General features: G+C 57.7%; 43 protein-coding genes. 20 read left to right on the top strand and 23 right to left on the bottom strand.

The features are described from left to right. The first annotated feature begins 72 nt into the window (after window positions 1-72). On the top strand, window positions 73-603 hold the full coding sequence (locus ACLM45_RS00590) for a DoxX family protein (RefSeq protein ID WP_415410028.1): 531 nt from the start codon (window positions 73-75) through the stop codon (window positions 601-603). Between the two features lie 243 nt (window positions 604-846). Here ACLM45_RS00590 and ACLM45_RS00595 read toward each other — a convergent pair whose 3' ends face one another. After that, window positions 847-1,038: a hypothetical protein gene (locus ACLM45_RS00595; protein ID WP_006040931.1), complete on the bottom strand. Its 192-nt coding sequence runs from the start codon at window positions 1,036-1,038 to the stop codon at window positions 847-849. A 6-nt stretch (window positions 1,039-1,044) separates the two neighbouring features. On the opposite strand from ACLM45_RS00595, the gene ACLM45_RS00600 reads away from it, so the two are divergent. Together ACLM45_RS00600 and ACLM45_RS00605 are read left to right on the top strand one after the other, a co-directional pair. Further along, window positions 1,045-1,698 carry an SOS response-associated peptidase gene (locus ACLM45_RS00600; RefSeq protein WP_415410029.1) on the top strand — a complete coding sequence of 218 codons (654 nt, stop codon included), beginning with the start codon at window positions 1,045-1,047 and terminating at the stop codon, window positions 1,696-1,698. Window positions 1,699-1,765: 67 nt separating this feature from the next. Next, window positions 1,766-2,080 carry a DUF3303 domain-containing protein gene (locus ACLM45_RS00605; RefSeq protein WP_006040933.1) on the top strand — a complete coding sequence of 105 codons (315 nt, stop codon included), beginning with the start codon at window positions 1,766-1,768 and terminating at the stop codon, window positions 2,078-2,080. Window positions 2,081-2,269: 189 nt separating this feature from the next. Here ACLM45_RS00605 and ACLM45_RS00610 read toward each other — a convergent pair whose 3' ends face one another. From ACLM45_RS00610 to ACLM45_RS00645, 8 genes are all read right to left on the bottom strand, one after another. Then, window positions 2,270-3,283 carry a substrate-binding domain-containing protein gene (locus ACLM45_RS00610; protein WP_415410031.1) on the bottom strand — a complete coding sequence of 338 codons (1,014 nt, stop codon included), beginning with the start codon at window positions 3,281-3,283 and terminating at the stop codon, window positions 2,270-2,272. Continuing rightward, complete coding sequence (locus tag ACLM45_RS00615) at window positions 3,283-4,053, bottom strand: hypothetical protein (RefSeq protein ID WP_415410032.1); 771 nt, start codon at window positions 4,051-4,053, stop codon at window positions 3,283-3,285. Before ACLM45_RS00615 ends, ACLM45_RS00610 begins: the two co-directional genes overlap by 1 nt. A gap of 11 nt (window positions 4,054-4,064) precedes the next feature. After that, window positions 4,065-5,210, bottom strand: coding sequence for an ABC transporter substrate-binding protein (locus ACLM45_RS00620; RefSeq protein WP_415410033.1), 1,146 nt, complete (start codon window positions 5,208-5,210; stop codon window positions 4,065-4,067). Window positions 5,211-5,320: 110 nt separating this feature from the next. Next, the gene (locus ACLM45_RS00625; protein WP_415410035.1) at window positions 5,321-5,887 is read right to left on the bottom strand and encodes a WbuC family cupin fold metalloprotein; all 567 of its coding nucleotides are present in this window, start codon (window positions 5,885-5,887) and stop codon (window positions 5,321-5,323) included. Then, on the bottom strand, window positions 5,884-6,054 hold the full coding sequence (locus ACLM45_RS00630) for a hypothetical protein (RefSeq protein ID WP_415410037.1): 171 nt from the start codon (window positions 6,052-6,054) through the stop codon (window positions 5,884-5,886). Before ACLM45_RS00630 ends, ACLM45_RS00625 begins: the two co-directional genes overlap by 4 nt. A 16-nt stretch (window positions 6,055-6,070) precedes the next feature. Then, window positions 6,071-6,520 (bottom strand): low molecular weight phosphatase family protein, encoded by a 450-nt coding sequence (locus ACLM45_RS00635; RefSeq protein WP_415410039.1) that lies wholly within the window; start codon window positions 6,518-6,520, stop codon window positions 6,071-6,073. 8 nt (window positions 6,521-6,528) lie between these two features. Then, entirely contained in the window at window positions 6,529-7,038 is a 510-nt protein-coding gene (locus ACLM45_RS00640; protein WP_415410040.1) for a hypothetical protein, read from the bottom strand. Window positions 7,039-7,041: 3 nt separating this feature from the next. Further along, window positions 7,042-7,284 (bottom strand): hypothetical protein, encoded by a 243-nt coding sequence (locus tag ACLM45_RS00645; protein ID WP_006040941.1) that lies wholly within the window; start codon window positions 7,282-7,284, stop codon window positions 7,042-7,044. 130 nt (window positions 7,285-7,414) lie between these two features. On the opposite strand from ACLM45_RS00645, the gene ACLM45_RS00650 reads away from it, so the two are divergent. From ACLM45_RS00650 to ACLM45_RS00665, 4 genes are all read left to right on the top strand, one after another. After that, window positions 7,415-8,203, top strand: a complete 789-nt coding sequence (locus ACLM45_RS00650; protein ID WP_415410041.1) for a prohibitin family protein — start codon at window positions 7,415-7,417, stop codon at window positions 8,201-8,203. A 13-nt stretch (window positions 8,204-8,216) separates the two neighbouring features. Continuing rightward, window positions 8,217-8,690, top strand: a complete 474-nt coding sequence (locus ACLM45_RS00655) for a hypothetical protein (protein ID WP_415410042.1) — start codon at window positions 8,217-8,219, stop codon at window positions 8,688-8,690. Next, window positions 8,687-8,863, top strand: a complete 177-nt coding sequence (locus tag ACLM45_RS00660; protein WP_415410044.1) for a hypothetical protein — start codon at window positions 8,687-8,689, stop codon at window positions 8,861-8,863. Before ACLM45_RS00655 ends, ACLM45_RS00660 begins: the two co-directional genes overlap by 4 nt. A gap of 100 nt (window positions 8,864-8,963) precedes the next feature. After that, window positions 8,964-9,137 (top strand): Nif11 family protein, encoded by a 174-nt coding sequence (locus tag ACLM45_RS00665; protein ID WP_071933719.1) that lies wholly within the window; start codon window positions 8,964-8,966, stop codon window positions 9,135-9,137. 229 nt (window positions 9,138-9,366) lie between these two features. Here ACLM45_RS00665 and ACLM45_RS00670 read toward each other — a convergent pair whose 3' ends face one another. After that, window positions 9,367-9,750 (bottom strand): hypothetical protein, encoded by a 384-nt coding sequence (locus tag ACLM45_RS00670; RefSeq protein ID WP_415410046.1) that lies wholly within the window; start codon window positions 9,748-9,750, stop codon window positions 9,367-9,369. 228 nt (window positions 9,751-9,978) lie between these two features. Here ACLM45_RS00670 and ACLM45_RS00675 point away from each other — a divergent pair, with 228 nt between their 5' ends. Further along, a complete protein-coding gene (locus tag ACLM45_RS00675; protein WP_006040949.1) occupies window positions 9,979-10,296 on the top strand; it encodes a TIGR03894 family protein in 318 nt (105 codons plus the stop codon). Between the two features lie 13 nt (window positions 10,297-10,309). On the opposite strand, the gene ACLM45_RS00680 is transcribed toward ACLM45_RS00675, so the two are convergent. Next, window positions 10,310-11,761, bottom strand: coding sequence for a glycosyl hydrolase family 57 (locus ACLM45_RS00680; RefSeq protein ID WP_415410047.1), 1,452 nt, complete (start codon window positions 11,759-11,761; stop codon window positions 10,310-10,312). Window positions 11,762-11,960: 199 nt separating this feature from the next. Here ACLM45_RS00680 and ACLM45_RS00685 point away from each other — a divergent pair, with 199 nt between their 5' ends. After that, window positions 11,961-12,503, top strand: a complete 543-nt coding sequence (locus tag ACLM45_RS00685; RefSeq protein ID WP_415410048.1) for a hypothetical protein — start codon at window positions 11,961-11,963, stop codon at window positions 12,501-12,503. Window positions 12,504-12,514: 11 nt separating this feature from the next. On the opposite strand, the gene ACLM45_RS00690 is transcribed toward ACLM45_RS00685, so the two are convergent. The 3 genes from ACLM45_RS00690 to ACLM45_RS00700 form a co-directional block, all read right to left on the bottom strand. After that, window positions 12,515-12,745, bottom strand: coding sequence for a hypothetical protein (locus tag ACLM45_RS00690; protein ID WP_415410050.1), 231 nt, complete (start codon window positions 12,743-12,745; stop codon window positions 12,515-12,517). Window positions 12,746-12,833: 88 nt separating this feature from the next. Next, the gene (locus ACLM45_RS00695) at window positions 12,834-13,307 is read right to left on the bottom strand and encodes a hypothetical protein (protein ID WP_415410051.1); all 474 of its coding nucleotides are present in this window, start codon (window positions 13,305-13,307) and stop codon (window positions 12,834-12,836) included. Continuing rightward, a complete protein-coding gene (locus tag ACLM45_RS00700; protein WP_415410052.1) occupies window positions 13,304-13,462 on the bottom strand; it encodes a hypothetical protein in 159 nt (52 codons plus the stop codon). The genes ACLM45_RS00695 and ACLM45_RS00700 overlap by 4 nt, the downstream gene beginning before the upstream one ends. A 135-nt stretch (window positions 13,463-13,597) precedes the next feature. Between ACLM45_RS00700 and ACLM45_RS00705 the strand changes: the two genes are divergently transcribed. Together ACLM45_RS00705 and ACLM45_RS00710 are read left to right on the top strand one after the other, a co-directional pair. Beyond that, window positions 13,598-13,849, top strand: coding sequence for a hypothetical protein (locus tag ACLM45_RS00705; RefSeq protein WP_415410054.1), 252 nt, complete (start codon window positions 13,598-13,600; stop codon window positions 13,847-13,849). Window positions 13,850-13,878: 29 nt separating this feature from the next. Further along, window positions 13,879-14,178, top strand: a complete 300-nt coding sequence (locus ACLM45_RS00710; RefSeq protein WP_415410056.1) for a hypothetical protein — start codon at window positions 13,879-13,881, stop codon at window positions 14,176-14,178. A gap of 6 nt (window positions 14,179-14,184) precedes the next feature. On the opposite strand, the gene ACLM45_RS00715 is transcribed toward ACLM45_RS00710, so the two are convergent. The 3 genes from ACLM45_RS00715 to ACLM45_RS00725 form a co-directional block, all read right to left on the bottom strand. Next, window positions 14,185-14,478: a hypothetical protein gene (locus tag ACLM45_RS00715; RefSeq protein ID WP_415410058.1), complete on the bottom strand. Its 294-nt coding sequence runs from the start codon at window positions 14,476-14,478 to the stop codon at window positions 14,185-14,187. Then, a complete protein-coding gene (locus ACLM45_RS00720) occupies window positions 14,463-14,897 on the bottom strand; it encodes a secondary thiamine-phosphate synthase enzyme YjbQ (protein ID WP_415410059.1) in 435 nt (144 codons plus the stop codon). Before ACLM45_RS00720 ends, ACLM45_RS00715 begins: the two co-directional genes overlap by 16 nt. 157 nt (window positions 14,898-15,054) lie before the next feature. Further along, entirely contained in the window at window positions 15,055-15,477 is a 423-nt protein-coding gene (locus tag ACLM45_RS00725; RefSeq protein ID WP_415410061.1) for a hypothetical protein, read from the bottom strand. A 230-nt stretch (window positions 15,478-15,707) separates the two neighbouring features. On the opposite strand from ACLM45_RS00725, the gene ACLM45_RS00730 reads away from it, so the two are divergent. From ACLM45_RS00730 to ACLM45_RS00740, 3 genes are all read left to right on the top strand, one after another. Then, complete coding sequence (locus ACLM45_RS00730; RefSeq protein WP_415410063.1) at window positions 15,708-15,884, top strand: hypothetical protein; 177 nt, start codon at window positions 15,708-15,710, stop codon at window positions 15,882-15,884. Between the two features lie 132 nt (window positions 15,885-16,016). Beyond that, window positions 16,017-16,379, top strand: a complete 363-nt coding sequence (locus ACLM45_RS00735; protein WP_415410065.1) for a nucleoside deaminase — start codon at window positions 16,017-16,019, stop codon at window positions 16,377-16,379. Between the two features lie 41 nt (window positions 16,380-16,420). After that, window positions 16,421-17,107, top strand: a complete 687-nt coding sequence (locus tag ACLM45_RS00740) for a hypothetical protein (RefSeq protein WP_415410067.1) — start codon at window positions 16,421-16,423, stop codon at window positions 17,105-17,107. A 144-nt stretch (window positions 17,108-17,251) separates the two neighbouring features. Here ACLM45_RS00740 and ACLM45_RS00745 read toward each other — a convergent pair whose 3' ends face one another. Beyond that, entirely contained in the window at window positions 17,252-18,034 is a 783-nt protein-coding gene (locus ACLM45_RS00745) for a PhzF family phenazine biosynthesis protein (RefSeq protein ID WP_415410069.1), read from the bottom strand. Continuing rightward, window positions 18,031-18,234 carry a hypothetical protein gene (locus tag ACLM45_RS00750; protein ID WP_415410071.1) on the bottom strand — a complete coding sequence of 68 codons (204 nt, stop codon included), beginning with the start codon at window positions 18,232-18,234 and terminating at the stop codon, window positions 18,031-18,033. The genes ACLM45_RS00745 and ACLM45_RS00750 overlap by 4 nt, the downstream gene beginning before the upstream one ends. A gap of 89 nt (window positions 18,235-18,323) precedes the next feature. Between ACLM45_RS00750 and ACLM45_RS00755 the strand changes: the two genes are divergently transcribed. Genes ACLM45_RS00755 through ACLM45_RS00765 form a run of 3 tightly spaced genes read left to right on the top strand, consistent with a single transcriptional unit; the run spans window position 18,324 to window position 20,080 of the window. Continuing rightward, complete coding sequence (locus tag ACLM45_RS00755) at window positions 18,324-18,989, top strand: SDR family oxidoreductase (protein ID WP_415410073.1); 666 nt, start codon at window positions 18,324-18,326, stop codon at window positions 18,987-18,989. Window positions 18,990-19,044: 55 nt separating this feature from the next. After that, on the top strand, window positions 19,045-19,836 hold the full coding sequence (locus ACLM45_RS00760) for a J domain-containing protein (protein WP_415410075.1): 792 nt from the start codon (window positions 19,045-19,047) through the stop codon (window positions 19,834-19,836). A gap of 34 nt (window positions 19,837-19,870) precedes the next feature. Then, on the top strand, window positions 19,871-20,080 hold the full coding sequence (locus ACLM45_RS00765; protein ID WP_415410077.1) for a hypothetical protein: 210 nt from the start codon (window positions 19,871-19,873) through the stop codon (window positions 20,078-20,080). 4 nt (window positions 20,081-20,084) lie between these two features. Here the strand turns inward: ACLM45_RS00765 and ACLM45_RS00770 are convergent, their stop codons facing one another. Beyond that, on the bottom strand, window positions 20,085-20,249 hold the full coding sequence (locus ACLM45_RS00770) for a hypothetical protein (RefSeq protein ID WP_006040970.1): 165 nt from the start codon (window positions 20,247-20,249) through the stop codon (window positions 20,085-20,087). Window positions 20,250-20,406: 157 nt separating this feature from the next. On the opposite strand from ACLM45_RS00770, the gene ACLM45_RS00775 reads away from it, so the two are divergent. Beyond that, window positions 20,407-20,673 (top strand): hypothetical protein, encoded by a 267-nt coding sequence (locus tag ACLM45_RS00775; RefSeq protein WP_011932768.1) that lies wholly within the window; start codon window positions 20,407-20,409, stop codon window positions 20,671-20,673. Between the two features lie 6 nt (window positions 20,674-20,679). On the opposite strand, the gene ACLM45_RS00780 is transcribed toward ACLM45_RS00775, so the two are convergent. Together ACLM45_RS00780 and ACLM45_RS00785 are read right to left on the bottom strand one after the other, a co-directional pair. Continuing rightward, window positions 20,680-21,069 carry a putative quinol monooxygenase gene (locus ACLM45_RS00780; protein ID WP_415410079.1) on the bottom strand — a complete coding sequence of 130 codons (390 nt, stop codon included), beginning with the start codon at window positions 21,067-21,069 and terminating at the stop codon, window positions 20,680-20,682. 22 nt (window positions 21,070-21,091) lie between these two features. Further along, the gene (locus tag ACLM45_RS00785; RefSeq protein ID WP_415410081.1) at window positions 21,092-21,457 is read right to left on the bottom strand and encodes a hypothetical protein; all 366 of its coding nucleotides are present in this window, start codon (window positions 21,455-21,457) and stop codon (window positions 21,092-21,094) included. Window positions 21,458-21,579: 122 nt separating this feature from the next. Between ACLM45_RS00785 and ACLM45_RS00790 the strand changes: the two genes are divergently transcribed. Next, entirely contained in the window at window positions 21,580-22,005 is a 426-nt protein-coding gene (locus tag ACLM45_RS00790) for a DoxX family protein (RefSeq protein ID WP_006040974.1), read from the top strand. Between the two features lie 76 nt (window positions 22,006-22,081). Here ACLM45_RS00790 and ACLM45_RS00795 read toward each other — a convergent pair whose 3' ends face one another. Beyond that, window positions 22,082-23,968, bottom strand: a complete 1,887-nt coding sequence (locus tag ACLM45_RS00795; RefSeq protein WP_415410082.1) for a gamma-glutamyltransferase family protein — start codon at window positions 23,966-23,968, stop codon at window positions 22,082-22,084. Between ACLM45_RS00795 and ACLM45_RS00800 the strand changes: the two genes are divergently transcribed. After that, on the top strand, window positions 23,930-25,561 hold the full coding sequence (locus ACLM45_RS00800; RefSeq protein WP_415410083.1) for an FAD-dependent oxidoreductase: 1,632 nt from the start codon (window positions 23,930-23,932) through the stop codon (window positions 25,559-25,561). The genes ACLM45_RS00795 and ACLM45_RS00800 overlap by 39 nt on opposite strands. The last annotated feature ends 9 nt before the right edge of the window (window positions 25,562-25,570 follow it).

Consider the following 25,570-nt stretch of genomic DNA (forward strand, 5'->3'; position numbering starts at 1 on the left):
TTGAGCGCTTTCCGTGGGCTGACCCCAGGTGTTGCTAGGTAATTTTGCTTAATGCCGAGTGAGCCAGGGGGAATGCTCGCGGGCTTGTGCCCGGCCTCGTTAAATTTTCTAAACGATTCAGGCTTTCCCGTGCTCAGAACCATTCTTTCGAAGCCTCTTCTCGCCGATTTGGGCCTACTGGTTCTCCGCGTCTTCACGGGAACTCTTTTGATTCACCACGGTTACGAGAAGCTCGCCAATATCGACAATTTCGCGGACGCCTTTGTTCGTCCTCTGCATCTGCCGTTTCCGATTGTTCTCTCATATATCGCCGCCTTCTCCGAGATCGGTGGTAGCTGGCTCCTGATCACTGGGCTTCTGACCCGTTTTGGTGCTCTGGCCATTCTCGGAACGATCACTGTGGCGATCTACCACGCCGTGATCACGGCCGGTTTCAATATTTATCTTCTCGAGCTTCTTGGTCTTTACTTCGCCGCTGCCGCAGCGGTTTTGGCGGTTGGTCCCGGTTGCTTTTCTATCGATGAATTAATTGTTCGTCGTTTCTCCTCTGCTGAGCCGTCTGAAAGTTCTGAGTCTGATGCTTTTGCAGGTTCTGTGAACTAATTGTTGTTTAGGCTGGAGTTATGAACTTCAGCCCTTTTTTCTTTTGAGATATGAGCTCAATCAGTTCACCAATTTGGAGTCTGATTGTTTTTGCAGGAGTATTTGCTGTTTTGCAAGTTTGGTGGATCGGTTCTTTGATGGTAAGGAATCGACGCTCAAAGGGTGAGCGCCCACTGACTTCATCCCAATTTCGCCAAAGTCTCGAACGGATTTTCAAGGACAAACCTTAAATTGTCGGAGCTTTTAGTAGCTCGACTGAGGCAAGGTGAATCCTGACTGCATATGCTGCACATCGAGCATGATCCAGGTGAGCCAGACAAGAAGGGCCACAACACCTGAACCCGCAGCGAAACGTCCCACATTGCGGATCAGCAGCTCAAAGACACTGACTTCCTTCATGGCAATCGATCGGGTGAATTCATATTGCTTGATCATGGCCTGATGTGTGGACGTTTTGCTCTCTCCATCTCAGTTTCGGCTCTCCCGCATCCCCTGCGAGAGCGCCTGGATCCCGTGCATCGCGAACGTTACGAGCCTCGCGACATGATTCGCCCTGGAGAACCTCTCCTGTCCTTGCGCCGGGATGAGAGGGGGACCTCCCCGGCTCTCATGCTCTGGGGTCTGATTCCTGCTTGGTGTCGGAATCCTTTGGCCGGACCAAGACCCTTCAATGCCCGTGTTGAAACTCTGAATGACAAAGCCAGCTTTCGGGGTGCCTGGCGTCATCGCCGCTGCCTGATTCCGGCCAGTTGTTTCTTTGAAAAAGGCTGGCGGATCCGGCGGGGAGATCAACAACCGTTCTGGCTAGCCGGCCTCTGGGAACGCTGGCTCGGTGCCGATGGCAGTGAAATCGAGAGCACCACGATTCTCACCACCACTCCCAATGCGCTCATCCGGCCTTTGCACCCGCGAATGCCTGTGGTGATCCCGTCAGGGTTGGAGGACGCGTGGATGGCTTCTGTTGATGGAGCCGGCTTAAGGGCCTTGCAACCCTTATTGGAAAGCTGGGATCCCACCGGTTGGATTCGGGATCGGCCTGGAGACAGTGATCAGCCTGGAGACAGTGATCAGCTCTCTCTTTTTGAAAGGCTTTAGCGTGTCGCAAGACACCATGGCAAACCCTGGTTTCCCTTAGCTTTCTTAAACAGATATTCGAAGATTCATGCAACTCTATTTTGTGATCGGCACGATGCCTGATATTGACAGCCAGCTTGATGTTTATCGGGAATTCATCAATTACTTCGAAGGTGGTTGTCAAAATGATTGTTTCGAGGGCTTTGAATTGGTTCAGCGGGCACACCTTCCTGGTCAAGGTCAGGTGGTGGCTCTGATGAAAGCCCGCGGCACTGAGGAACTCTTCCGACATCTCGCACCCTGGCGGGCACAATTCGGCGTGGAGATGGAGATCACTCCAGCGATCAGTGATGCCGAGGTTGTGGCCAATCACAAAGTTCTGTTCGCCTCAATGGAGGATTGACTGATCGAGGCTCCGCGACTTGAGGGGTGGTGCGTCACTCAGAGGATCATCGCCATTGCATCATCCTTTCGGGGTTCAACCCTCAGTCGTTTTTCTCTCAATCAAAAAGATGCCGTTATTTTGCTGATCTGGTTGAACAATTCTCAGGATATTAATCAGACGATGGTTGTATTTTGAAGTTGCGCTTTTTCAGCGTTTGAGTCTCGATAACTGCCTTAAGCCAAGCTCACGAACTTGATCTGGAAGTGGTACGTATCCGAGGCGTTCAGCATCATCCTGACCTTGGCTGCTCAGGATGAATTCCAGGCTGCGTCGTAACGTCACAGTGTTGTTTCCGAGTCCACGGGCCGGAACCAGCATCCAGTTCAGAGTGACGATGGGGTATCCGAGATTGGGATCAGGATTTTTGCCCACTAAGCGTTCATTCAGGCGAATGGTGCTGACAGCTGCACTTGCCGCTTCCTGAGTTGGACGTAGGAATTTCCCTTGGCGATTTTCGAGTGCTGCCACTTGCAGTGGTTCGCGAACGTATGCGGATTCGATGTATCCGATGCTTCCAGGCGTGGAGTTCAATGCTGTTGCCATTCCATCAGATCCTTTCACTGCATGACCAATGGGCCAATTCACCAGACGCCCGTTCCCTGGCCCATTTTTCCAATCTTGGTCCATCGACGAAAGGGCTGAAGTGAAGCTTTCAGTACTTCCCGATTTGCCTGCCCGATGCAAAACGGTGATGGGAAGGTCGTTGCAACCAACCTGAGAGAAATTGTCGATTTTTCCAAGGAAAATACCTGCAAGTTGGCTCCGGCGCAGCCTTAAATCGCATCCTGGGGCGTTGTAGGCAATCGCAATGGCCCCAGCTGTGACTGGGAATGCCAAGAGGCCTTTTGGAGCCTTTTTAACTTCCTCTGATGAGGGTGGATCATCAGTTCCTGCAAAGTCATTTGTTCCCTTAAGCAATGTGCTGATGCTTTTGCCGGACCCCATGCTTTCGATTTCTGCATAGATGTCTTCATTCACCGCTAGTTGGTTGAACCAGCGAAGATAGGCCTGGAGTCCAAACGTGCTACTCGTACCGTTCAGAACGAGAGGTTTTCGGTCTTGATTTTTTTGCTCAGCTGAATTGCTGCAGCTTGTAAGTAGCGCTAAGACTATGCTTGAGAGAAGCTTGAAACGAAACGTTTTGATCAATGATTTGAACATTATTGAATGCGCTCCATGATGCTTTCAAATGTTGATGTGATGTTGATCAGGTTATGAGCTATCGGATTGGAATAAACAAAAAGTAGGATGACTGGGACAGGGGCTGAGAGTAAAAGAACAATTGCTGCCCAAGTCAGGGTCCAGCTGCCGCTATTGACCAGAAAAACCATCAATGCAAGCGCGAAGTACATCAAAGCGATTGCAAAGGTTAGGCGTATTTGAAATTCCTGTTTCGAGAGCGAAAGGCGCCTTTCGCGACTGTCAATGAGGTCGAAGCAAAAGTCGCTTGCTTTTCTAATGTAATTTGCCGATTCGGGCGTGATCATTTGCCCTTTTGGTTGAATGGCGTTACTTGATGCCAGGAAATCACGCAGGCGCTCGAGTGAATCCCTGGCCTCTTCGCTGCTTTCACCATGGAGCATGTCGTCGACTTCGGTATGCGCAACTTTGTCGGCATAGGTGTAAAGTAATCGCCTTGATTCAATGCGTTGTTCAGGTTGCAGCACTGACATCACCGCAACTAGTTTGTTGACTGTAACGACTTCGTGCGTTACAGCATTGCGAAGATTGGTGAATTGGAAAATGACATTCGAAAGTAAAAATGCCGTCGTCAATGTATACAGAGATCCAAGCGGGCTGAGTTGTGAGGCTTGAAGTTTTAAGCTGCCACGAGCCTTAACCCATTTGGCTAGGAATAAGGCAATCGCTGTAAGTGATAAAAATCCGAGGTAAATTAGTGGTACGCCGGCCTTTAGCAGTAGATCACTCATGGGGGCTGGAATTAATTAATAAAGGAGCCGTCTCGGCCTACTAGAAATGTAAGGTGAACGATATCGCTGCCATTGCGTTGCCTTGGCCCGAATGTCACTTTGTAGCCTCCTAGGTCGACTGTCCCAAGGGACTCAACAGCAGTGATGAAGCGTTTGCGTGTGAGGTCAGGGCCTACCTTCTGAAGTGCCTGAACGAGCATTGATGCTGCAATGTACCCTTCCAGGCCGACGAAGCTATAGGGAATATCCGGCTTCAGTTTGCTGATTTTATTTTGGTAATCCCGGACGACTGGAGTTCGCCGGTCCCAAGGAAATGGCACGACCTGACTGATCCCGATTCCGTGTCGTAGTTCCTTGGGGAGTGATCGGGCTAGAGCGTTGCTGCCCACAAACGACACAGTTAAAACCTGAGCGTTGCTGCCAAATTGGCGTAGTTGGGATATGAAGCTTGAGACTGTTCCGTAGGACGAGACAACGAGAACAGCATCAGGTCGTGCTAAAGCCACCTTTCTTGCCGCATCGCTTGTGTTCGAGGAATTGCGTTCTACAGTTGTTTCTACGACAGGTTTCAATTGATGTTTCGCCAAAGCTTTTTTGAGCCCTTCTAGGCCATCACGTCCGAATGAATCATTTTGATAGGCGATGGCAATTGATTGCCGTCCATAACGAATTAAATAGCTGACAATGGCCTTGATTTCTTGGTGATAGCTGGCTCGGATGTTGAATACATTCTTTTTCATCGGCGAGCGAATGATCTGAGCTCCAGTGAGCGGTGCAATTAAAGGAATTTTGCTTTGATCAATCAAGGGCAGCGAGGCTTTGACTGTTGGTGTTCCCAGGTAGCCAAATAGGGCAAAGACTTTATCCTTGTTGATAAACTTTTTGGTGTTATTCAGTGTTAGCTCTGGATTGTATTGATCATCGCGATAAACTATGACGACCTGGCGTCCATGGATGCCTCCCTGTGCATTCACGTGATCAAAAACCAAGTGAGCGCCTTGTCGATACTCTCGACCGAGCTCACCCGATGGTCCGCTGAATGCTGCCGATTGTCCGAGCAAGATCGAGCGTGGCGTGACGCCGATCTCCTCAGCATGAACCGTTGTCGTTAAGCCTGCAAGCAGAAAGAGAGTCGTAATCGTTGTCTGCTGAAGCATTGGATGAACCTTTCGGTTGCCTCCTTCCACGCAGGTCGGTCATCGTTAGGTTCCACTATTGCAGCGAGTCGACTGCGTGTTGGCAACAATTCATTCGTGTCCAGTCGGGACTATGGGTGAAGTCGAGTGATTGCCGGCGTTGGTTGCGTTGGCTGTGCAGTGGACGCTTCAAGGTTCTTGTATCCGGCTTGAATAAACCGATCGCGCCAGCGGCGTTCCTGTTGTTCGGCTTCAGGAGTCCCTTCCTGGGGAAAGTTCCGGATGAAGTCCTTGTCTTGGCAAGGAACATAGGGTCCTTGCTTGAGTTCGAAGATCACGGAGTCGTACTCCAGAGCCACCAGCGTGTGAAATTGACCTGCGGCCACTTCCACTCCACGGATGGGACCCGATGCTGAGATGGTTTCCTGTTGATGAACCTCTCCCTCAGCGCTGAGGATCATCAGGCCGATCGCTCCCTGCAGAACGAGAAAGCATTCGAAACCTGCCTCTGCCACGTCGCGGACATGGCGATGGGGACGCACGTAGGTGCCGGGCTGCAGCACTTTGAGAAAACGCTGCACCGGTTCGGCTTCTTTGTGGAAGTTGTGGTTGCAGCGTTTCCGTGGTCGCTGGGCGGCTTCCGCGGCCAGCGCGTTGAACAGGGTCTGATCGATGCGCTGAATCGGAGATCGGCTCATCGGCGCTGCTCCCTCAAGCGGCGCATGGAATTGCGGGGCATCAGTCTGTTGTTTCTCAGGGACGGCATTCCGTCGTTGGGACGTTGGGCGCGTGGGTGGTACCCGATGAGGGCAATGCCGATCAGCATCAGCAGAATCACTGCACCAGCGCGTAACACCCGAAACATCAATACACCCGAAACATCAATGGCTGGAGGTCAGAGCATTGATCAGTTGATCGACCTGGTGTTGCAGCAGCGAGATCGGATCAGTGCCCTCGTCTTCGCCGAGATCCTTCACGCTCCAGAAGCGGATCTTGGCTTCCAGATCTGGGAACAACTCCTGCACCATCGGTCTGTGGGCTTCGGCATCCACGGCCACCACCACATCGGCTTGTTTCACGTCATCTCGGCTCACCTGACGGGGCATCGCCAGTTGCGTTGGATCCACGACAACTCCACGCTGTTGCAATGCGATCTGGGCCTCGATGGCCATCGCTCCGATGTTGCCGTTGCCGGATGTCACCTTCAGGCCGGCTGATCCGGCGCGAACGTCATCACCGTTGCCCTGGAGGGCGATCTGGTGATTGAACCAGAATTCCGAGAAGCGGCTGCGGAAATAATTGCCGGTGCAGAGGATGATAACGGTTCGCATCGCTGCGGTCAGGAGGGAGGGACTGCAGGAGATGCACGCACCACGCCCTGTTCCAGAGGAAGCAGATCATCGTCATCGGTTGCTCGACTGCGAACCGGTGCACTGAACCCCCTGGCGCGGGCATTCCTGACCTCAAACGGGCCCGGCGTGCCGGTGGGAACGGCCAGTCGCAGAGCGAAAGGATGCTCTCCAGGTTCCACATCACCGATGGATCCCACCCGGGTGCGGTTCTGAAGAACGGGCTCGCCACTGCGGTCGAGGATCCGGGCATACACGTCGGTATCGACGACCGCACGCCGTGAGGTGTTGTTCACCATGCCGCTGAGCACGTAACAACTCGCTCCTTCCGGGCTGGTGATGGTGGGTCTGCTGGCCGCTGCGGGGCTGGGCTGGGCTCCTGGATCTGCGGCATCACAGGGAGCCAACGACACGCCGGTGAGGGGCAGGTCGGCGGCGAGTGCCGGCTGGGCCACCAGCATCAGCAGCGCGATCAGTCCCGCAGCAAAAAGTTTGGCCATGGCTCAGTGCTGCAGGCTGGCTAGGGTGTCGGTGAGTTCGGCGACATCGGACAGACCGTTCACGTCGAACCAGGGAGCCGTAGCCCAGTCGAATCCCTCTCCGAAGGTGTTGTCCGGAGCTGTGATGTACCAATGGCAGTTCACATCGGGGACATCAACAGCGCACTGGGACCAGTCGTTTTGCCACTGGGGAACCTGCACCCACATCACAGCGGCAAAGAGCAGGGAGAGAAGGCTTCTCAGCACGGGACCCAGACAGGATGGTGGGACGCTACCAGGGTTCTGATGGTGCTGCGAGCACTGCGGCTTTCCTGTCGCTAGGACGTGGGGAGTGATTCGTCTCTGACGCCACCCCCGCATGCAAAGTCCATCCCCGATGCGTTCTGTCAACTCCGGAGGTCCGGAGGGGGGCTTGGTGGCCATCGTGGCCCTTGTGCTGGCTGGTCTGCTGCTGCTGGCGCAGTCTCTGTTCGTGGTTCCCGCTGGCGAAGTGGCGGTGATCACCACCCTGGGCAAGGTGAGCGGGACGCCGCGGCAACCGGGCCTCAACGTGAAAGCGCCCCTGGTTCAGCAGGTGTGGCCGTTCAGTGTCCGCACCCAGGTGCGCCCTGAGAATTTCGCCACGCTCACGAAGGATCTTCAGGTCATTCAGGCCACAGCCACCATCAAATACGCCCTGCGTCCTGATGAAGCCGGTCGGGTTTACAGCACGATCGCCAGCAGCGACCGGGATGTGTATCCGCGGATTATCCAACCCTCTCTTCTGAAAGCGCTCAAATCTGTGTTCTCGCAGTACGAGCTGGTCACGATTGCGTCGGAGTGGAATGACATCTCCGCTCTGGTGGCCAGCACTGTGGCGGAGGAACTGGATCAGTTCGATTACGTGAAAGTGGTGGGACTTGATCTCACCGGTCTTGAGATTGCCGAGGAATACCGGGCAGCGATTGAGCAGAAGCAGATCGCTGAACAACAGCTTTTGCGGGCGCAGACCGAGGTGAAGATCGCTGAACAGGAGGCCCTTCGTTACGACACGCTGAACCAAAGCCTTGATGACCAGGTGCTCTACAAGCTCTTTCTTGATAAGTGGGATGGTCAGACCCAGGTGGTGCCCGGCCTGCCTGGAGGTGCGGCAGGAACCCCGCCGGTGATCGTCGGGCGGCGTTGAACCGGTTCACAGCATGCTTCGCCTTGATCCCGGGCTGATTCTTCCGACTGTCATCACAAATGTGTTCCCAGGGCGTCGTCTCGCGCTCTGGTTGTTCGTCCCCTTGATGGTGGTCACGCTTTGGCGCAGTCAGCATCACCTGTTGGCTGCCGATGGTGGCGCCCAGTCGATCGCCCACATTCCCCTCAACGTCTACCCGGAACCGGCGGCTGCCACGATCGTGGGCCTGTTCGCCCTCTGGGGGCTCAGTCAGCTGGTTCTGGCGTTTCTGCAGCTGCTGGTTCTGCTGCGCTACAAGTCCATGATCCCTCTGATGTATTTGCTCACGCTGATCGAATACGGCGTGAGAGCCCTCTACATCCCGGCGTTTCGTCCGATCCCGACCACGGCCATAGCGCCAGGTGCCGTGATCAATGGCCCCATCGCCGCCGCTTCTCTGGTGCTGTTGCTGATCAGTATCTGCCCTAGGCGAGAGGTCTCACCATGACGCAACGCACAGCCACCGGACTGGTTCTTCTGCTTCTTGTGGGCCTCATCACACACTGTGCATCCCAGGTGCGAACACGCGTGCGTTTTTGGGTGGTCCCCCAGCAGGGGCCAGGCAGGCTTGTGCCGATTCCAGGCCGTCAGCCTGCGGCCAAGCCAGGTGTTCTCCTGTGAGCGAATTGTCGAATTGTCAGCAGTCGAAGAAATCCCAACGTATTGCCTGATACACAGCTGCCGTTCCTACTGATGAAGAACCCCTTTGGAGGTTCTGACCATGTCGATGAAACAGCTGGAGACTTTTTTGGCCAAGGCCAGTGGCAATGACGACATCCGACGGGAGGTGGATCAGTGTGATGGCGACACAATCTGTGTCGCCAAAGTGGGCCTGCGCCATGGCCATAAGTTCTCCGCCGCCAATTACAGCCGGTGGCAGAGGGAGCACGGCTGAGGCTCGTCTGTGACAGCACGTTGACAGAAGCCACATCTGCCGATCGCGCGTATCTAAAACTGATGAGTCCCTGATTGAGATCCCGAATGGAGACTTGCTTTAGCAGGGACCTTGGGCGTTCGCTCGCTCTGATGCTCCTGGAATTACAGGCTGAACTCGACGAGTTTGCCTACCAGGTTGAACATTCTCCAGATGATGTGCCGGCCGTTGTTGAGCAGAGTCTGGGCGCTCAGACTCTGCTTTGATCTGGATCAAGAGGAAGACCCTTCAGTCCCAAAGCGATCTGTCGTGCAGCCAGGAGCCCTGGATACAGAAGGTTGGCTCGCCGTGTGTCACTGAAGAGGCCGTGAAGAAGACGTAGGAGTGGGTCGTTCGGCGTGAGGTGCTTGCAGAGCATGGCGATGGCTTCGCTTCCATGCCAGATCTGATCGCCGTTCATCAACACTGCGCCATTGCTGATGTTGTATCCGCGCTTTCTGAGGTTGGCTCTCAGCTCGTGATCACTGCGGCCATCGCGAATTACCAGGTCGGGCACTCCCCCAAGAAGTTCGCTGCGCTGGGCAAAATGCCGGCAGAACGGACAACCTCCGTCGTAGACGAGTGTGAAAGTCATCGACCCATCTTGGCGTTTTCATTAGATGTTCTGCGGCTTCATCGCCAATGCTCAGTGCCATTTCTCTAGGGAAGGCACAGGCTCAAGCAACGGGGACGATCGCTCCCCGATCTGTTCGGCTGCAGTGGTCACGCGGGTTGAGCCGACCTTTTCAATCCGCTGAACGGCCCGTTCCACCCTGAACGGTAGGTTGACTTGATTGAAACGATCGGAACGCTCGTCCCTGGAATGGCAGACAAGGAACTCCTCAGAGAAGTGGCGCTTGAGCTCTGGAGCTCAGTGAAGAAGTTGCGCCCTGGTCTGCCACGGGAATCACGGTTGGAGATCACTCTCAAGGCGCTGATGGTGATCGGTGATCTCAGCGATCAGATTCAGGCCGCTGTGGTAGTGGGTCTGATCGCTGAGCAGGAGCCCCCTGAGAATGAGCCTGAAGGCCAGGACGTCACGCTCAGTGAGGAGAGTTCAGACGCCAAAGCTGGTTCAGAGGTCGAGCAAATGCCCGACGGACGGAGGGTTGTGCGTCGCCGTTCCAGATCCGGGAGCTGAGCCCGCCGGATCTTCATGGTTCGGTCGCCAGTGCCGATTGCCCCCGGCGGTTGATCTCCTGGGCAAACTCTGTCCAGAGCCCTTGTCCCCAGTAGCGGAAGCAACTGGTTTCCAGCAGCAGAACGTGGAGCAGGGCCTGTTGATAGGCGGGGGTGGCCGTGACGGATGGATCCGTTGCAACGGCTGCATCGAAGCGTTGATGAAATTGGGCGCTCAGGCTCTGCATGGGTTCCAGCACATTGCTGTAGCCCTCAACCCAGCTGAGATTGTTGGTCCAGGACGCCCCTTGCATCGAAAAACCGTCGCCACGGGATGTGAGTGTTTCGATCGCAGTGGAGACGGCGTCAGGGTGAGTCGCCTCACCCACCTCCCGCCACAGCCTGTGCTGCAGCACAGGCTGGATCCTTGGGAAATGCTTGGTCTCAACCCCAATGGCATCAAGATGCGCCAGATATTCGGACCCATTGAGCGCCGCGATGTTGCCTTCTCCATCTCGAATTCGGCGATTGGCCTGACGGAATGCCTCAGGAAACTCGTTCATCATCACGCCACCATTCTCACCGTCTGCGATCTGGCTCACCAGCGATGGCACGTCCTTTCCATTCAGATGCTGTGACGCCAGCCCCATGGCCTCGTAGCAAGGCTGCATCTGGCCGACCAGTTTGGTGTCAGATCCCTGGGTCTTGATCAAGACCGTCATGCTGATCTCCTCGCCGGAGGAGTTTCGGGCGACGAGCTGATTGGGCAGGTACCGCTGAGCGTGCTCAAGGGGAGTCCCGTTGAATTGCTCCACGCTGTGCTCCTGCACCAGCATCCAGCGATAGCCCGCTTCCTTCAGGGCTTTCACAAGGGCAAACAGGGTGTCTGGGTGATTGGGAAGGTGCATCTCCGGCAAGGAGAATCCCTGCACCCGTTGCAGAGCCTCGTCGCCGAAGAGATCAGCGAATTGATGCTGCCAGGCACTGATCTGCAACGCCAGATCTGGAATGGGCGTCGAAGGCGCCACGGCATGGCTCCAGAACGTGCCGAGCCACTCAACATGCCGCTGCATCTGATCATCACAGGCCAGATAGCGCAGGGCTTCTGTGATGTCATCACGGCCCATCTGCATCACACCCCAGAGCAGATTGCCGGAGTAATCGAGCATGATCCGGGGTTTGCAGCCTTCTCTGATCAGCTCGGGAATGAGATCGGCCATGCGCCGATAGCACTGGGCGAAGGGTTCAGCGTTGTGGTTATCTCCCTCCCCTGGCCGCTCGACCATGTATTGCAGGTGGGAGATCAGGGCCCCATCAATTCCTGCTGGCACGGTGGGTTGATGCATGTGCAGCGCGCAGGCGAAGGCGGCCTGCAAGCCTTCAAGGCTGGTGTGTCCTGGGAGTATTGATGGGGCAGGGGGATTCAGCCTGAGTGTGTGGATCGTCTTCTCCCGTCCGGCGATCGGTGGCAAGTGCTGAGGCTCCATGAAATGTGCTCGCTGGGTGAAGATCGAGAGAGGTCAGGTGGGTCTGTCGTGAAGGACAGTGAATGAAACCGAGAACCGTCAGCGTGGTGGCTGTTGAGTGTTCAGGTCTTTGATCTCATTGTTGGTTGCCTCAACTCACTTTGACGTTTTCACAGCTCTTGCTAACTATTTGAGTAGAAGGAAAAAAGGAGCCTGACCAATGCATCGCTGCCGGATCGGAGCGACAGTTTTGCTCGTTGGCGTGTTGGGTTTGCAGGGTGTTTCCACGCGGGAGATCTGGGCTGGTTCCCACCATCACGGTGATGGTCACCATCACGGCCATGGTCACAATCACGGCCATCACGAGCACCACGGCGATGGCCATCGTCATGCGGGCGATCACCACTATCACCACCGCTACAGCAGGGGGTACTGGTATGGCCATCACGGTCGTTGGTATGGACCTGGATACGCCAACCGTTGGAATTGGAATACCTTTGGCGCGCTTGCTGGTGCTGCCGTGATCGGGGGGCTTGTCAGCAGTGCCTTCGACGCGAGCAATGCAACGATTGCGGTACCGGACAGCTCCTATGCGCTTGATTACGACAGCGTTCGTGCGAACGGCAATCTGATCACCTTTAAGGTTGATGGAGCTCCGATGAGCGCCGACTGCAGCAGTGGCTATCTCAACGGTCGTTCTCCTGAGAGTCGCGGACAAGCGCAATTGGTGAACGCGGTCTGCACCGTTGCTTTCGGTGTCTGATCGATCCAGTTTCAGGCGACTTCAGGGGCCCAGCCGGCCTGATGGTTCCAGCTGGGAGCCCACTGGCGGCAATGGTGCGTGAGGTGCGTTCCCTGAGGCAGTTGTTGATGCTGGCGTTCGCAGGCGAGCAGGGTGCGACCCTGCTCGTCACAGCCATAGCGGAAGTGCTGGCATGTGATACAGACGCTTGAACCGCGGCTGAGCCGAAGATCGCTGACACTGAGAATGCTCCAGGACTCCATCATGAAAGGGCGAGTACACTTGTACTAGCCCGGCAATTCGCTTGGGTCAAGGCGTTCTGGTGCAGGCCTCTGTGTAGGCGAGGTTGCCTCAAAGGCGACTGGAGGTGAGAAAGCCCCTGATGTAATCCAGTCCCCAATCGAGGGTGTGGACAGGGAGTTCGTAGCAGTCGTTGAACAAGCGGCGTTTGGCCTGCTCAAGCCGGGTTAGGCCGATGGCCTGAAGGTTGGCGCTGGAGGCAATGAAGAATTCCTCGCGGGCTTCAGGGTCGTTGCGCTTCATGCCGTTGACGTACAACGTACGGATGTCTTGGAAGAGGTCGGCCGTCTCGCCTTCGAAGCGGATGGTGTCGTCGCCCAAGGGGATTTCCATGGATTTGATGCAGCGCATCGAGAAGGCCATCGCCGATCGTGTTTCCTCGGGAGAAAGGGCGTCTTCGTGGCCATCGCGAAATTGATGCTGAATTACGCCGTTGCTGCATTCGAGCAGGCGAAGCAAGGCGAGCTTGTCGAGCTCGGCGTCCGGAAGTTGGCTGAAGAGACTGTGCCAGTTGCGTCGTTTCATTGTTCTGTGATCACCCAGGCGGTGGCTGCGCGTTGGCGCATGTACAAGTCGGCAAGCTCGCGAGCGAGGGAACGCAATTCCTGAACGTTGTCGGTGGTGTCGATCAAGCGTTTGAGCGACTCGACCTCGAATTTTTGGCTGAGGGACAGCTGCATGGAACAGCGCTTGAATGACGTCACCTTAAAAAAAGTTCACGATCATCGGCTGTTGTTTCTGCTGCAAAAAGGAAAACCGTTCCCGCGATGCGCTTCGGCGCCTGTCAGGATGTAACAACTTCGTTACATCGGCGAATGACAGTTGGCGAGCTTTTCCTCGAATCCCTATCCACGGGAGTGATTACGGAAGATGAGATGCAGTGGCTGACCTCGCATCAGCAAGGGTTTTCTCGTACGGAAGAAGCCGCTGCCGTGCGGCTGGGTCGTTTGGTCGATGAAGGGATCGTGAATCTGGGCTGCAGAGTGTCGAGTCGATTGCTGCAGCACCGCACAGTTCGCGACCACTGGATTGAGCCCTTGGGTCGGCGTCGCGGGCATCAACTCTGAGTGTGTGCGTGAGGACTCGCGCAAAGCCCATGGCGGATTTTCTCAATTGTGTTCGCATCGTGGTGAAGCAGGGCTGTGAAAAGCGCTATCTCGATGCTGTGGAGGCCTGGGTGTTTTCCAAAGGAATGCGTGAGCGCTATCTGGCGCGAACAGGTGAGCGCGCGTTCTGCTTCGTGGCTCTCTGGGACAGCCAGGATTCCCTTGTGGAGGTACGCCCGGAGATGTTTCAGCATCTGAATTCAGTGAGAGATCTGCTCGAGGAGCTGTCTCCGGAACTGCGCGTCACCGATCCGGTTTCCGGCCCAGTGATCCACTGCACGAACGGCTGAAGCACATCACGCTTCCGGAGAATCCTCGCGTTCGCGAATTCGCTGTTCGAACCGCCTCACGTGTTGGCGTTTCCTGGCGATGGGCACACCCACCACAAGGGCAAGTACGCCCACCAGCAGCAGAGTGGCAAGAAGCTGCGACAACGTTGCTTGAGGAAACACATTCTCCGACAGGCGTTTCACGGCTTCTTCCACAGCGCTGCCGTTTTCTGTGATCAGAACCGTTGCGATCAACGTTTGGTTGCATCTCTGTTCGTCATCATGCGCTCTTTCACTGCCAGCGGTCAGGCCGAGAGCCATTGCAGCGCCACGGTGCGCTGGCGCGGGCCATCCAGCTCCACCAGGATCACGTCTTGGTAGCGTCCCAGTTGAAGCGCTCCGTTGCAGACCGATACGGTCGCCTGATGGCCGAGCAGCAACGCTTGCAGATGGGCATGGGCATTCCGCGGCTCATCGTCGGGAATGCCGGGGCGCAGCTCCAGGTCGTTGTGTTTCCAAGCTGTGGTGGGTGGTGCCAGCTGCCGAAGCCACTGCTGCAGATCCAGCAGGAGTCTCTCCTCTAGCTCGTTCACGATCACAGCTGTTGTGGTGTGCTGCGTTGACACCACAACAGCTCCATCGCGTTCGCCATGTACTTGCACAAATCGACGCAGTTCAGCGGTGAGCGATAGGCACTGGAACGAAGCATCGGTGCTGAGGTGGAGGAGATGGGAGGTCATGAACGTTCACTGGTGTTGGCTGGTGTTGACTGAGGCGAACAGCCCTTCGCTCTGTGTCTATCTCTGCATAGAAACCTGCAGCGCGGAACGGGCTCATGTTTCGCACGTGATAAGAAATAGAGAAGCACCTTCTGTTGACTGATGGCCAGTTATGGCATCAATTCTTGCGATGTGAGGTTGATTCCAAGTCAACGGCTAAGCAATTCAATCCTATGTAGGTGAGTCCTAGATCAGCCTTGCCGTCGCAATCCAATCCTTTGTTGTTGCCTTTCGGAGGATCAATGTTGACTAAAACATGGCCAGGGTCGGAGATGTCTTCTCTGTATCGAATTGCAGCGATGCCAGTTGGGCATTGAACGCCTTTCGTGTTTTTCACAACATCCATCTTGGCTATCAACAACTTGCTGCTTGCTCCAGAGTTCATGCAAACGGCTCTCTTCATCTCCATCTCATTGTTGACAGGCATGAGATTCAGTAAGGTTTTGTGCGGTTCCGCACGTGCGTGCTCTGCGTAAGCAAGGCCGCTAAGCATCAAAAAGGCAACGCTTTTGTAAGATAGTGCCGATAAGAATTGGTGCATTGATCTAGAATCTTCAGATGTATATGCCAAACATGCTAGTGAATTGGCTTCTTGAAGGCAATTAATGCGATGTTTCCCTCTTTGCGGAGGGGCTCATCGTTTGAGTTGGCGAATGGCTGCTGATGCTTCCCCTGTCACTCCTAAAGTGCGTTAGGGCATGGTTGTGTTAACGAACGTCTTGACGTTGTGTTCACAGACCTCGTCCTCCGCAACGACTGATTCTTTGACCCATGGCGCTTTTGCCCCGCTGGCAGTACATGACCGATGAGAGCAAAGCGCTTGTCAAGCGTGGGGCTGTGAGTGTGCTGGTGCTGTTCGTGGCGGCGTTCCTGCTGCGAGCGCTACTGCCTTGGGTGTTGTTGGCCTTGATTGCCTGGTTCGTGTGGAGCTGGATGAACCGTCGTTGAATGGACGTTCAGAGGATCTGTGACCAGATTGCAGATGGACGTTTCCTTATCACATGGTTTCTGATCCGGACCGACGGCTGATGCTCGAGACCATACGTCTCATGCGCGAAGCCGGAGTGGTGAACCAATCAGGTGGTCGCTGCCGCCGGTAACCGTGTGGTGCGTGATCTTGACCCCAGTTCCCATGCTGAGGTCAACGCCATCCGGGCGGCTTGCAAAAAGCTGGGAACCTGGGACCTCAGTGGTTGTGTGATGTACACCAGCTGTGAGTGTTGTCCAATGTGTTACGCAACCGCTTGCTGGGCCGGCATCCGTAAAGTGTTTTATACCGCGGCATGGTCGGATTATTCCGATCTTTTCTCCGATCAGGCCATTAATGAAGACATGCAAAAGACTCAGGCAGAGCGGGAGAATCAGTTTAAACAGATTCTTCAAGATGAAGCCTGTGAAGTCTGGAAAGAGTTTCGTCTGCTGCCCGATGGTGCTCGGTACTGAGATGTTTGGAACTGAAACAGCGAGATGGATCTCTGAAGCGAATGGCTGAGCAACCTCTAAACGATGAACAATTCGTCTACACCTTTCACAGCGAGTTGTTGCCCTCCCAAGTCGAAGGCTTCATGCGTCTGCAAGCCGATATGGATATTGCTGCAAGAGATTTTGAAGGTTATCGAGGTCAGGAGCTGTCTTGCCAGGAGAATCAAGCGGATGGCCTGAACCATTGCACGGTGAAGATACGCTTCACCAGCCTTGAGTATTGCCTCGCCTGGTTGGATAGCAGTGTGCGCCGCAATCTTCTCTTTCATGCTGAAGATGCCATTGGTTATCACTATCGCGCCAGCGTTGAAACGCAATCCTTTGAACAGTGGATTGCGGTGCGCAGCGGTCAGCATCCTGCCACCTGGAAAGTGAATCTTCTGGTGTGGCTTTCGCTGTATCCCTGCGTGATGATTCTCACCCGGATCGGCCAAACCACCTTGGGGCGATTGCCCTTGCCTCTCAACATGCTGATCAGCACTGCCATCACTATTGCTGTGACGGGTTGGTTGCTGGTGCCCTGGTTGAGTCGCCTCTACGGCGGCTGGTTATTGAATCGATCCATGCGGTGGAACTGGGTTCACGGCACCACGATTGTCGGTTTTCTGCTTTTGTTTCTGGTGCTGTTCAGCGCATTGAGCATGCCGTCATCCCTGGATCAGGCAAACCTTCAGCTGCACCGGTGCTGACAGCACGTCGTTCATGCTTTCGGCATCGCGATCGAGGTTCACCAGCGCACGGCCTCACGTCCGCGGTGACGCAGCTGATCGGCGCAGGCTTCCCAGCATCAGAACCAATGTGGCCGTGGCCGACAGGAGAGGACTTCAGGGTGATCAAACCTGGATACTGCCGCTCAGGTAGGGGATCACCCGCCCAGTAATCAGTACCCGCTCACCTTGCAGCCTGCAGCGCAGCGAGCCGCCGCGGGCAGAGAGCTGACGTGCGTTGAGCACGGTCTTGCCCAGTGTTTCGCACCAGTAGGGGGTGAGGCTGCAGTGGGCGGATCCGGTCACGGGGTCTTCTGGAATGCCACATCCCGGCGCGAAGAACCGGCTCACCACGTCAACGTGTTGGCCTGGAGCGGTGGCGATCAAGCCTCGCCCCGGCAGAGCGGCCACGCGCTCCGGGTTCGGACGCAGTGTTCGAATCGTGTCTTCATCGGCGAACACGGCGATCAGATCCACTCCCAAAAGGCAGCTCTGAGGCGTAGCTCCGATGGCCTTCTGCAGGTCTGCTGGCGGCAGGCATGGGTGAGCCCGCTGCACTGGAAAGTCGAGGGTGATCCGATCCCCCTCGCGTTGCACCCTGAGCGTCCCGCTGCGGGATTCAAACTGCAGCGTGTGTTGTTCCGGTTCACGGCGGAACACCACATCGGCGGCCGCCAGGGTGGCGTGGCCGCAGAGATCCACCTCACAGGCAGGGGTGAACCAGCGCACTTTGTAGCGCCCTCGGCTTCCAATGAGAAAGGCCGTTTCCGACAGGTTGTTTTCCGTGGCGATCGCCTGCATCAGCGGGTCCGGCAGCCAGGCGTCCAGGCAACACACGGCGGCGGGATTTCCCTGGAATGGTGCCTCCGCGAAGGCGGCCAACTGTTCGATCGCAATCCGGATGCTCATGGGTCGCTCGGCTCCTCTCCGGTGCCTGAAGCCCGTGACCGTTCCACCTGGATGAACACCAGCCAGGCCAGTGCCGCCAGGCCTGCACTCAGCCAGTCATTGCGAAGCGCTTCCACCAGGGCCACGGTGCTGGCGGCAATGCGCAGGGCCCGCAGCAGCAGCGTGATCAGCGGAGGACGGGCAGGTTGTTCAGCAGTCATCAAGCCAGGCCTGGATCCCGCCATTCAAAGCCTCTCCAAGTGATGGAACCGCCTGCTTGGGCAGGATGTGGCTTGGTTGCGATTGGTTGATGGCATCGGTTCTTGTCACAGGATCCAATCGCGGCATCGGCCTGGAGTACTGCCGCCAGTTGCGAGACCGTGGCTTCGATGTGATTGCCGTGTGCCGGGAGCCTTCACATGAGCTGCAGGCCCTTGATGTCCGCATCGAGGCCGGTCTGGATCAGGCGGATCCCGGCATGCCCGCGGACTTAATCCACCGCCTCGATGGCCTATCGCTGCATTGGGTGATTCTCAATGCCGGCATCCTGGAGTCGATCGCGTTGGATCAACTGGATGAGGCGTCCATCCGCCGTCAGTTCGAGGTCAACGCTCTGGCTCCTCTGCGGCTGGTGCGGGCCCTGGTGGGACAGATCCCCAGCGGCGGCAAGCTGGCACTGATGAGCAGCCGCATGGCTTCAATCGACGACAACACCTCCGGTGGCTCCTACGGCTATCGCATGTCGAAGGCTGCGCTCAACAGCGCTGGCAAGTCGCTGGCGCATGACCTCAAATCACGAGGCATCGCTGTGGCGATTCTGCATCCGGGGCTGGTGAGCACCCGCATGATCCGCTTCAACCCCAACGGCATCACTCCTGAGCAGGCCGTGAGCGGTCTACTGGCACGGATCGATGCGCTCAGTCTCGAGACCAGTGGCACCTTCTGGCATGCCAATGGCGAAGTGCTGCCTTGGTGAGCTGAGATCGCAAGGATCCCCAGCCGTACATTGCTGACATTCGGGAGTGCGGGTCATGGGGTTCGATCCGCGCCAATGGTCGCCGCACCGCGATATGGCTTCTTGGCCGAGGTCGACGTCTGGCCAGCGGGTGACCAGCAATGTGGAAGCGATTCTCCGCGAGAACGATGCCCTGCGACGGGAGGTCAAGCGCTTGCAACAGGAGCTCGAGCGCGCGCGTCGTTCCCAGTGGCAGCAGCCCTCAGCCCATGCTCCTGCACGGATCAGTGCGGAGCAGGTCCAGGCCTGGGGTGCGGCCATGGCCAGGCAGCCGGGATGGAGTCAGCTGCGTCAAGTTGCTCTTGATGCTCTGATCGACCAGCTCAACCGCAACAGCTTTCCGTCTCGATTGAGCCTGCAGCAGCGACTGGATCGTCTGGTGAGCGGGTTGGGGACCGATCTGCTTGCTGCTGTCGGCCCCAGAACAACCAAGAAGACGGCTGCGGTGATGGCCGCTTTTGCCCTTTACGGCGTGCGGGCCAGCGAATGGCTCGAAGAAGATCCGGCTCGGGTCGTGAGCGAGCTTTGTCAGCTCCAGACCCAGTCGAGTCGTCGCCAGACCCAGGCCAATCGTCGCCAGACCCGGCGCACCCGCAGTGACCGGCGCACAACGGATCGTGAGCCTTCAGCTGCAGCAGTGAGCGAAGAGGAGAAGGCTCTGGCGGTGCTGGGTTTGCAGGTGGGTGCAACCCAGGAGCAGATCAAGCAGGCCTTCCGTCGCCTGGTGAAGCGCCATCATCCGGATGTGGGTGGATCGGCGCACGCTTTTCGCCGCGTGAACGAGGCCTATCAGCAGTTGATGGCCTGAAGCCAGCTGTGCAAGCAGGCCATCCAGCGTGGCGATGGCCGCGTTTGGCAGCTTGCGCCGCCAGAAGCCCGCCAGAAAGGAGAACACGGCCCAACGGCTCTTCATGGCTCGCGAGCCGGCCTGCAACGTCTCCAACCATTCGTCGTCGACCGCATCAGGCTCCAGGGTTCTCCAGTGCTGGATGAACCGATCCCAGAAGCGGCTAGAGCCCGACGCCGATTGGATGGATCAGCAAAAGCGTTGAAGCGCTACACAGGGCGTTGCTCCTGCTGGCGCAGTGTTTCGTAGGCCTGCCAGAGACCGTTCACTTCTGCACAATGGGAGTCGCGGTCGCAGACGCGGTAGCGACCATTGCCGACGGCATCGATGGTGGATCCGCGGGAGGTGGCGCAGATGCGGCTGACAAACGCCATGGGCTTGAAGCGAATGAACCCGGTTTACGCGTTGGCCTGATCCTTTCCTCAAGGAAATTTCATTTCGACATCACTTCTGGAAACGAAAAATCTCCAGGTTGGAGTGGATCGCATGCAGGGGACACGGTTCACAATGAACCCAACGCTTCCGTTCGAGATGTCCAACGCCCGCGACATGATCAACGCCCATCTGTTTCCGGTGCTGGGCCTCATCGCTACAGCCAGTTCGGTGTCGATCGCACTGTCGTTGCGACCGATTGCCGAACAATCCACCCGTTGGAACACCTGCTACAGCGACAGCCTGGCTTGGTATGAGGCCAACAAGCCTGATTGGACGATTCAGGACAAGGAGGTGTTTGCCTCGAATTTCTGCAACGGCGGTGTGCCAGTAAAGCCCGGAGCCGGATTTCAGTTGGCGCGTTGATGTCCGTTACACCCGGCTGTACCCCAGTTGGGTTTCAAAAATCTTCAGGGGGAGACCGAGTGACTCCATCAAGGTGCGGCATTCGTCTCCCACCGTTCCATACACCTCCACCCTGAAGTCGTCGGCCAGTTCGGCGTGCTTTTGCAGGTACTCCTGAACTGGAGGATTCGATACGTGTGCGGCAAAGGCGGCGTCGTTGGCATAGAGCTCTGACCACACAAAGGCCTGCGGGTCATCTGGATCCTGATCAAAGGTGTGGTGGAGCATTCCCGGTTCGCTGGCCTGCACTGCAGCGTCGGTGGTTCGCGCCAGCTCGAGATAGGCCTCCACGCAGTTGAGCTTCACGTGAATCCGTGCCAGCAGCATGAAAGGAGTGCTTTTGTCGAAGCTGGCCATGGCTTGAGATTCGGTTCAGCGATCATCGCCGGCGGCCGAGCACCATGCGCTTCACCACGCCGTCCTCCTTTTGGTAGAGCACCAGATCGTCTTTCTCGAGGGTGTAAAGGCGCCTAACTCCATCGCTGCGGTACTCGCGGTTAAAAGGAACCACCCAGGAGGTGCCCATCGCCATCACGTAAATCAGCTCCGACTGATCGGCGCTGATGCAAAAACGCACTTTCTGATCCTTGTAGAGCCCAACATCGCTCAAAAAGGGCGCCTTGAAGTAGTCACAGGAGTGGGCTCGCTGGTATTCATCTTTGATAGTCGCCAGAGCCTGTTCAGGTACAGCCGCGCCAAGCAGCAGGGTCCCGAGCAGGAAGGTGAGGAATTGGGATTGCCCCATGGCATCGACAGTGCAAGGGATTTGAGTCTTTGTAGCGGCTTCTGCTGCCCCCTGCAGGGAGGCAGGGCCGGGTTCTATGGTTCGATTCGCTACAGAATCGGTTGGTCCGGTTTTCGCTCGAGATGTTCCATCCCCTGGCCCCATCTAAGGTGCTCGACTTCCTGGGCCGCCTGTGTCTGGCAGCGGTGTTCGTGAACGCCCTGCCAGGCAAGTTCAGCAATTTTTCGGACACCGCTGCCTCGATCACAGCCAAGGGAGTTGCCGAGCCCCTGGCCGGTGTGCTGCTGGTGGCTGCGATCGTGATGCTGATCGCCGGCTCGCTGTTGCTGGTGTTTGGCACGAACACCCGGCTGGGTGCCTCCTTGCTGCTGGTGTTTCTGGTGCCCACCACCCTGATTTTTCACACGTTTCCGATCGATGCCGGCTTCTTCATGAACCTGGCTCTGATCGGTGCTCTGATCCTGGCGATAACGCGCTCCACCGGCGCAGCGGTTCCTAACTTCCGTGATGTGCGAGTCCGGGACGGCATGAAGGCGCTGCGTCACTGATGCCTGCTGATGAGCATCCGTCTGGGGAGCCCGAACCCAGCGATGGCTTGCTCTGATCGCGTGAGCGCCAGGCTCTTCACGGCAGGGCCAGGGCTGTTCCTTCCCGACGAGGGTCAGCGGCTCCATGCCAGCGATTGCCGATCCGTTGCACCAAGCCGATGCCGCTGCCCAGGGTCTGGAGGCGCAGCTCGCGGCCGGGTGCATTGAGTTCATTGGGATCGACGGGCCAGGGGAGCGGCGGTTTCCTCTCGATCACAAGGGTGTTTCCCTGGGGAGACACCAACGGCAGCCCAACCGATCGGGCCGGAGGCTCAGCCCACGGCAGTGCGGCCAGCAGCACCCGACTGATGTAGTGGGGGATGCGCTTTCCCCCCGGACTGCCCAGCGCCAGGACCGGCTGGTCACCGTTGAATACGATCGTGGGTGCCATCGACGACACCGGCCTGCGCCCTGGACGGCGGCGGTTGGCCACGGGGAGGCCCCCGACCACGGGCCGCCAGTCGAAATCGGTGAGCTGGTTGTTCATCACCATGCCCTCCACCAGATTGCGGCTGCCGAAAACGGTTTCCACCGTTGTGGTGTAGCTGGCGAGATTGCCCTTCCCGTCCACGATCGTGACGTGAGAGGTGCCCAGTTCGGTGCCGGGCCCGGGGCGACCGAAGGGAAACCGCTTCATCCCTGGCGGCAGACCCGGCTGCGCCACGCGTTCGGGTGAGGCCTGCATGGCCTGGACACGGGCCCGAATGTAAGCCGGATCCAGTAGTCCCTGGGTGGGAATGGTGCCATCAATTGGATCGTGAACCCAGTAGAGGCGATCGGCGTCGGCCCAGGATTCAGCCAGGACCAGATGGCGCCAGCTTTGTGGGTTCGATGGATCGTTGAAGCTGCCGGTTGCATCGAGCAGGGCCAGGGTCTGCAACACCGCCAGTCCGCCGCTGCTCGGAGGGGGCACTGTGCAGACGCGGTGTTTCATTTGCACCCGGCAGAGGGGAGCTCGGCGCACCACGGAATAGGAGGCAAGATCAGCGGCGGTCCAGCCTTTGAAGCCTGGTTCTTGACTCTGCAGAGCGTTGACGCCGCGCTGGATCCGTTGTGCCAGCGGGCCTTGGTAAAAGGCTCGGCCCCCCTCCTGGGCCAGGACCTCCAGGGTGCGGGCCAGGGCTGGGTTGCGGAACAGACGGCCTGCTGGCAGCGGCGTTCCGCCAGGCAGGTAAAGCTGTTGAAAAGCATGGTTATGGCTGGCACCGAGGCGCTGGGCCAGGGCCACGGAGCGGCGCAGCCGCGGGCTGGGCAGGAACCCATCGCGGGCCAGACGGATGGCAGGCGTGAGGGTGCTGGACCATGGCCGTTGCCCCAGCTGTTGATGGGCCTCCCAGAGCAGGGCTACGGTTCCGGGTACTCCGATCGCATGCGGATGGCGGGTGGCCGCCCGGTAGGACAGCGGTTCACCGGAGGGCTGAAGAAGGTCGTCGCTGCGACTGCGCGCCGGGGCCGTTTCACGGCCATCGAAAACCTCCAAGGCCTGACGACGGGCATCCCAGTGCAAGAGGAATCCTCCGCCTCCGAGTCCGGAACTCTGCGGTTCCACCACAGCCAGCACCGCTTGCGCTGCGACTAGGGCATCCACGGCGTGGCCACCGCTGGCAAGAACACCCAGGGCTGCCTTGCTGGCCAAGGGGTTGGCAGTGACGACCACCGCCGAACCGGCGGCGGTGGTCGTGGTTTGTTTGCTGGTGTCCGCTTGCTCGGGATCCTCGCGACTCACCGGAGCTGCGCTGCCGGGGGTGAGGCTGAGGGAGAGCAACAGCAGCAGGATGCGGATCACCAAGATGGTGCGGTGATTGGCAGGGCTGATGTGGAGTCTGGCGGGACAGGCACCTGCACTGCCTAGCGTGGGGTTCGGGATCGGCTGCAGGATCAGACCATGACAGAGGCAGTCCCATCGACTTCCAATCCGTCGCATGTTGTGGTGATCGGTGCGGGGTGGGCAGGCTGGGGTGCCGCCAAGGCCCTCTGTGAAGCCGGAGTGCGCGTGACGATGCTGGATGGGATGGCGGATCCCACGGGCAGCACCCCCCTGACCACCAGCAGCGGCAAACCTTTTGAAGCCGGCACCCGCGGGTTCTGGAAGGACTACCCCAACATCAATGCCCTCACCGCTGAGCTCGGGCTCAGCAACGTGTTCACGGAGTTCACCACCAGCGCCTTCTGGTCGCCCGATGGACTGGAAGCCACAGCCCCGGTGTTCGGTGATGCCCAGCGATGGCCCAGTCCCATCGGGCAGGTGCTGGCCACCACCACCAACTTCAAACGGCTTCCCGTGGCTGACCGCCTCAGCATTGCCGGGCTCCTTTACGCGATGCTCGATCTCAACCGCAGCGCCGAGGTGTTTGAGCGCTACGACACCATCGATGCGCTGACGCTGTTCCGAAGCCTCGGAATCAGTGAGCGGATGATCAACGACTTTCTCCGTCCCACGCTCCTGGTGGGCTTGTTCAAGCCGCCGGAAGAACTCTCGGCGGCGGTGACGATGGAGCTTCTCTACTACTACTCCTTTGCGCACCAGGATTCCTTCGATGTGCGCTGGATTCGCTCCAGGAGCATTGCGGAACAGTTGATTGCCCCTTTGGCGAAGCGGCTGATCGATCGCTACGGGCTGCAGGTGCTCGGCGGAACCCTGGCCACGCGTTTGAATCTCCATCCAGACACCAAGGCTGTTGCATCGGTGGACACCCGGGCTGTTGCCACTGGTGACGAGGGACTGATCGAGGCCGTGGATGCGGTTGTGCTCACGGTGGGTGCCAAGGGGATGGGTGCACTACTGGGCAACTCGCCGGCCTGTGCTGCTGCAGCCCCTGAACTAGTGGATGCCGGCAATCTCGGGGCCATTGATGTGGTGTCGGTGCGGTTGTGGCTGGACACCTACCTGGAGGTTGCCGATCCCGCCAACGTGTTCTCCCGTTTCGAGGCCTTGCAGGGGGCGGGCGGCACCTTCTTCATGCTCGATCAGCTGCAGAAGGAGACGGAAGCAGCCCTGTGGGGAGGTGAGAAACCCCGGGGATCAGTGATCGCCAGCGACTTCTACAACGCCACAGCGATCGCGGTCCTCAGTGATGAGGAGATCGTGGCGTTGCTGATGCGCGAGCTGTTGCCGGTGGCCAATCCCGCCTTTCACACCGCCAATGTGCTGGAGGCTGAGGTGCGCCGCTATCCGGGGTCGGTGGCCTGGTTCTCACCGGGGAGTTTCCGGCAGCGGCCGCCGTTGGAGACGAACATCCCTTCATTGGTGTGCGCCGGCGACTGGGTGAGGATGGGGGCGCGGGAATTCGGCGCCAAAGGGCTTTGCCAGGAGCGGGCCTATGTGTGCGGGCTGGAGGCGGCCAATTCCCTGCTCCGGCGAAGGGTGATCAAGGGATCGGAGTCTGCTGGCAGCGCTCAGCACCAGGTGATTCCGATCCGGCCCGATGAACCCCAGGTGCTGCTGGGACGTGCACTCAATGCCCAGGTGATGAGCACGGCGGAGACCCTGGGCTTGCGTTGGCCGTGGTTGGCTTGACGTGGTTGG

Origin of the sequence: Synechococcus sp. A10-1-5-9, from assembly GCF_047716785.1 — a bacterium.
Taxonomy (GTDB): domain Bacteria; phylum Cyanobacteriota; class Cyanobacteriia; order PCC-6307; family Cyanobiaceae; genus Synechococcus_C.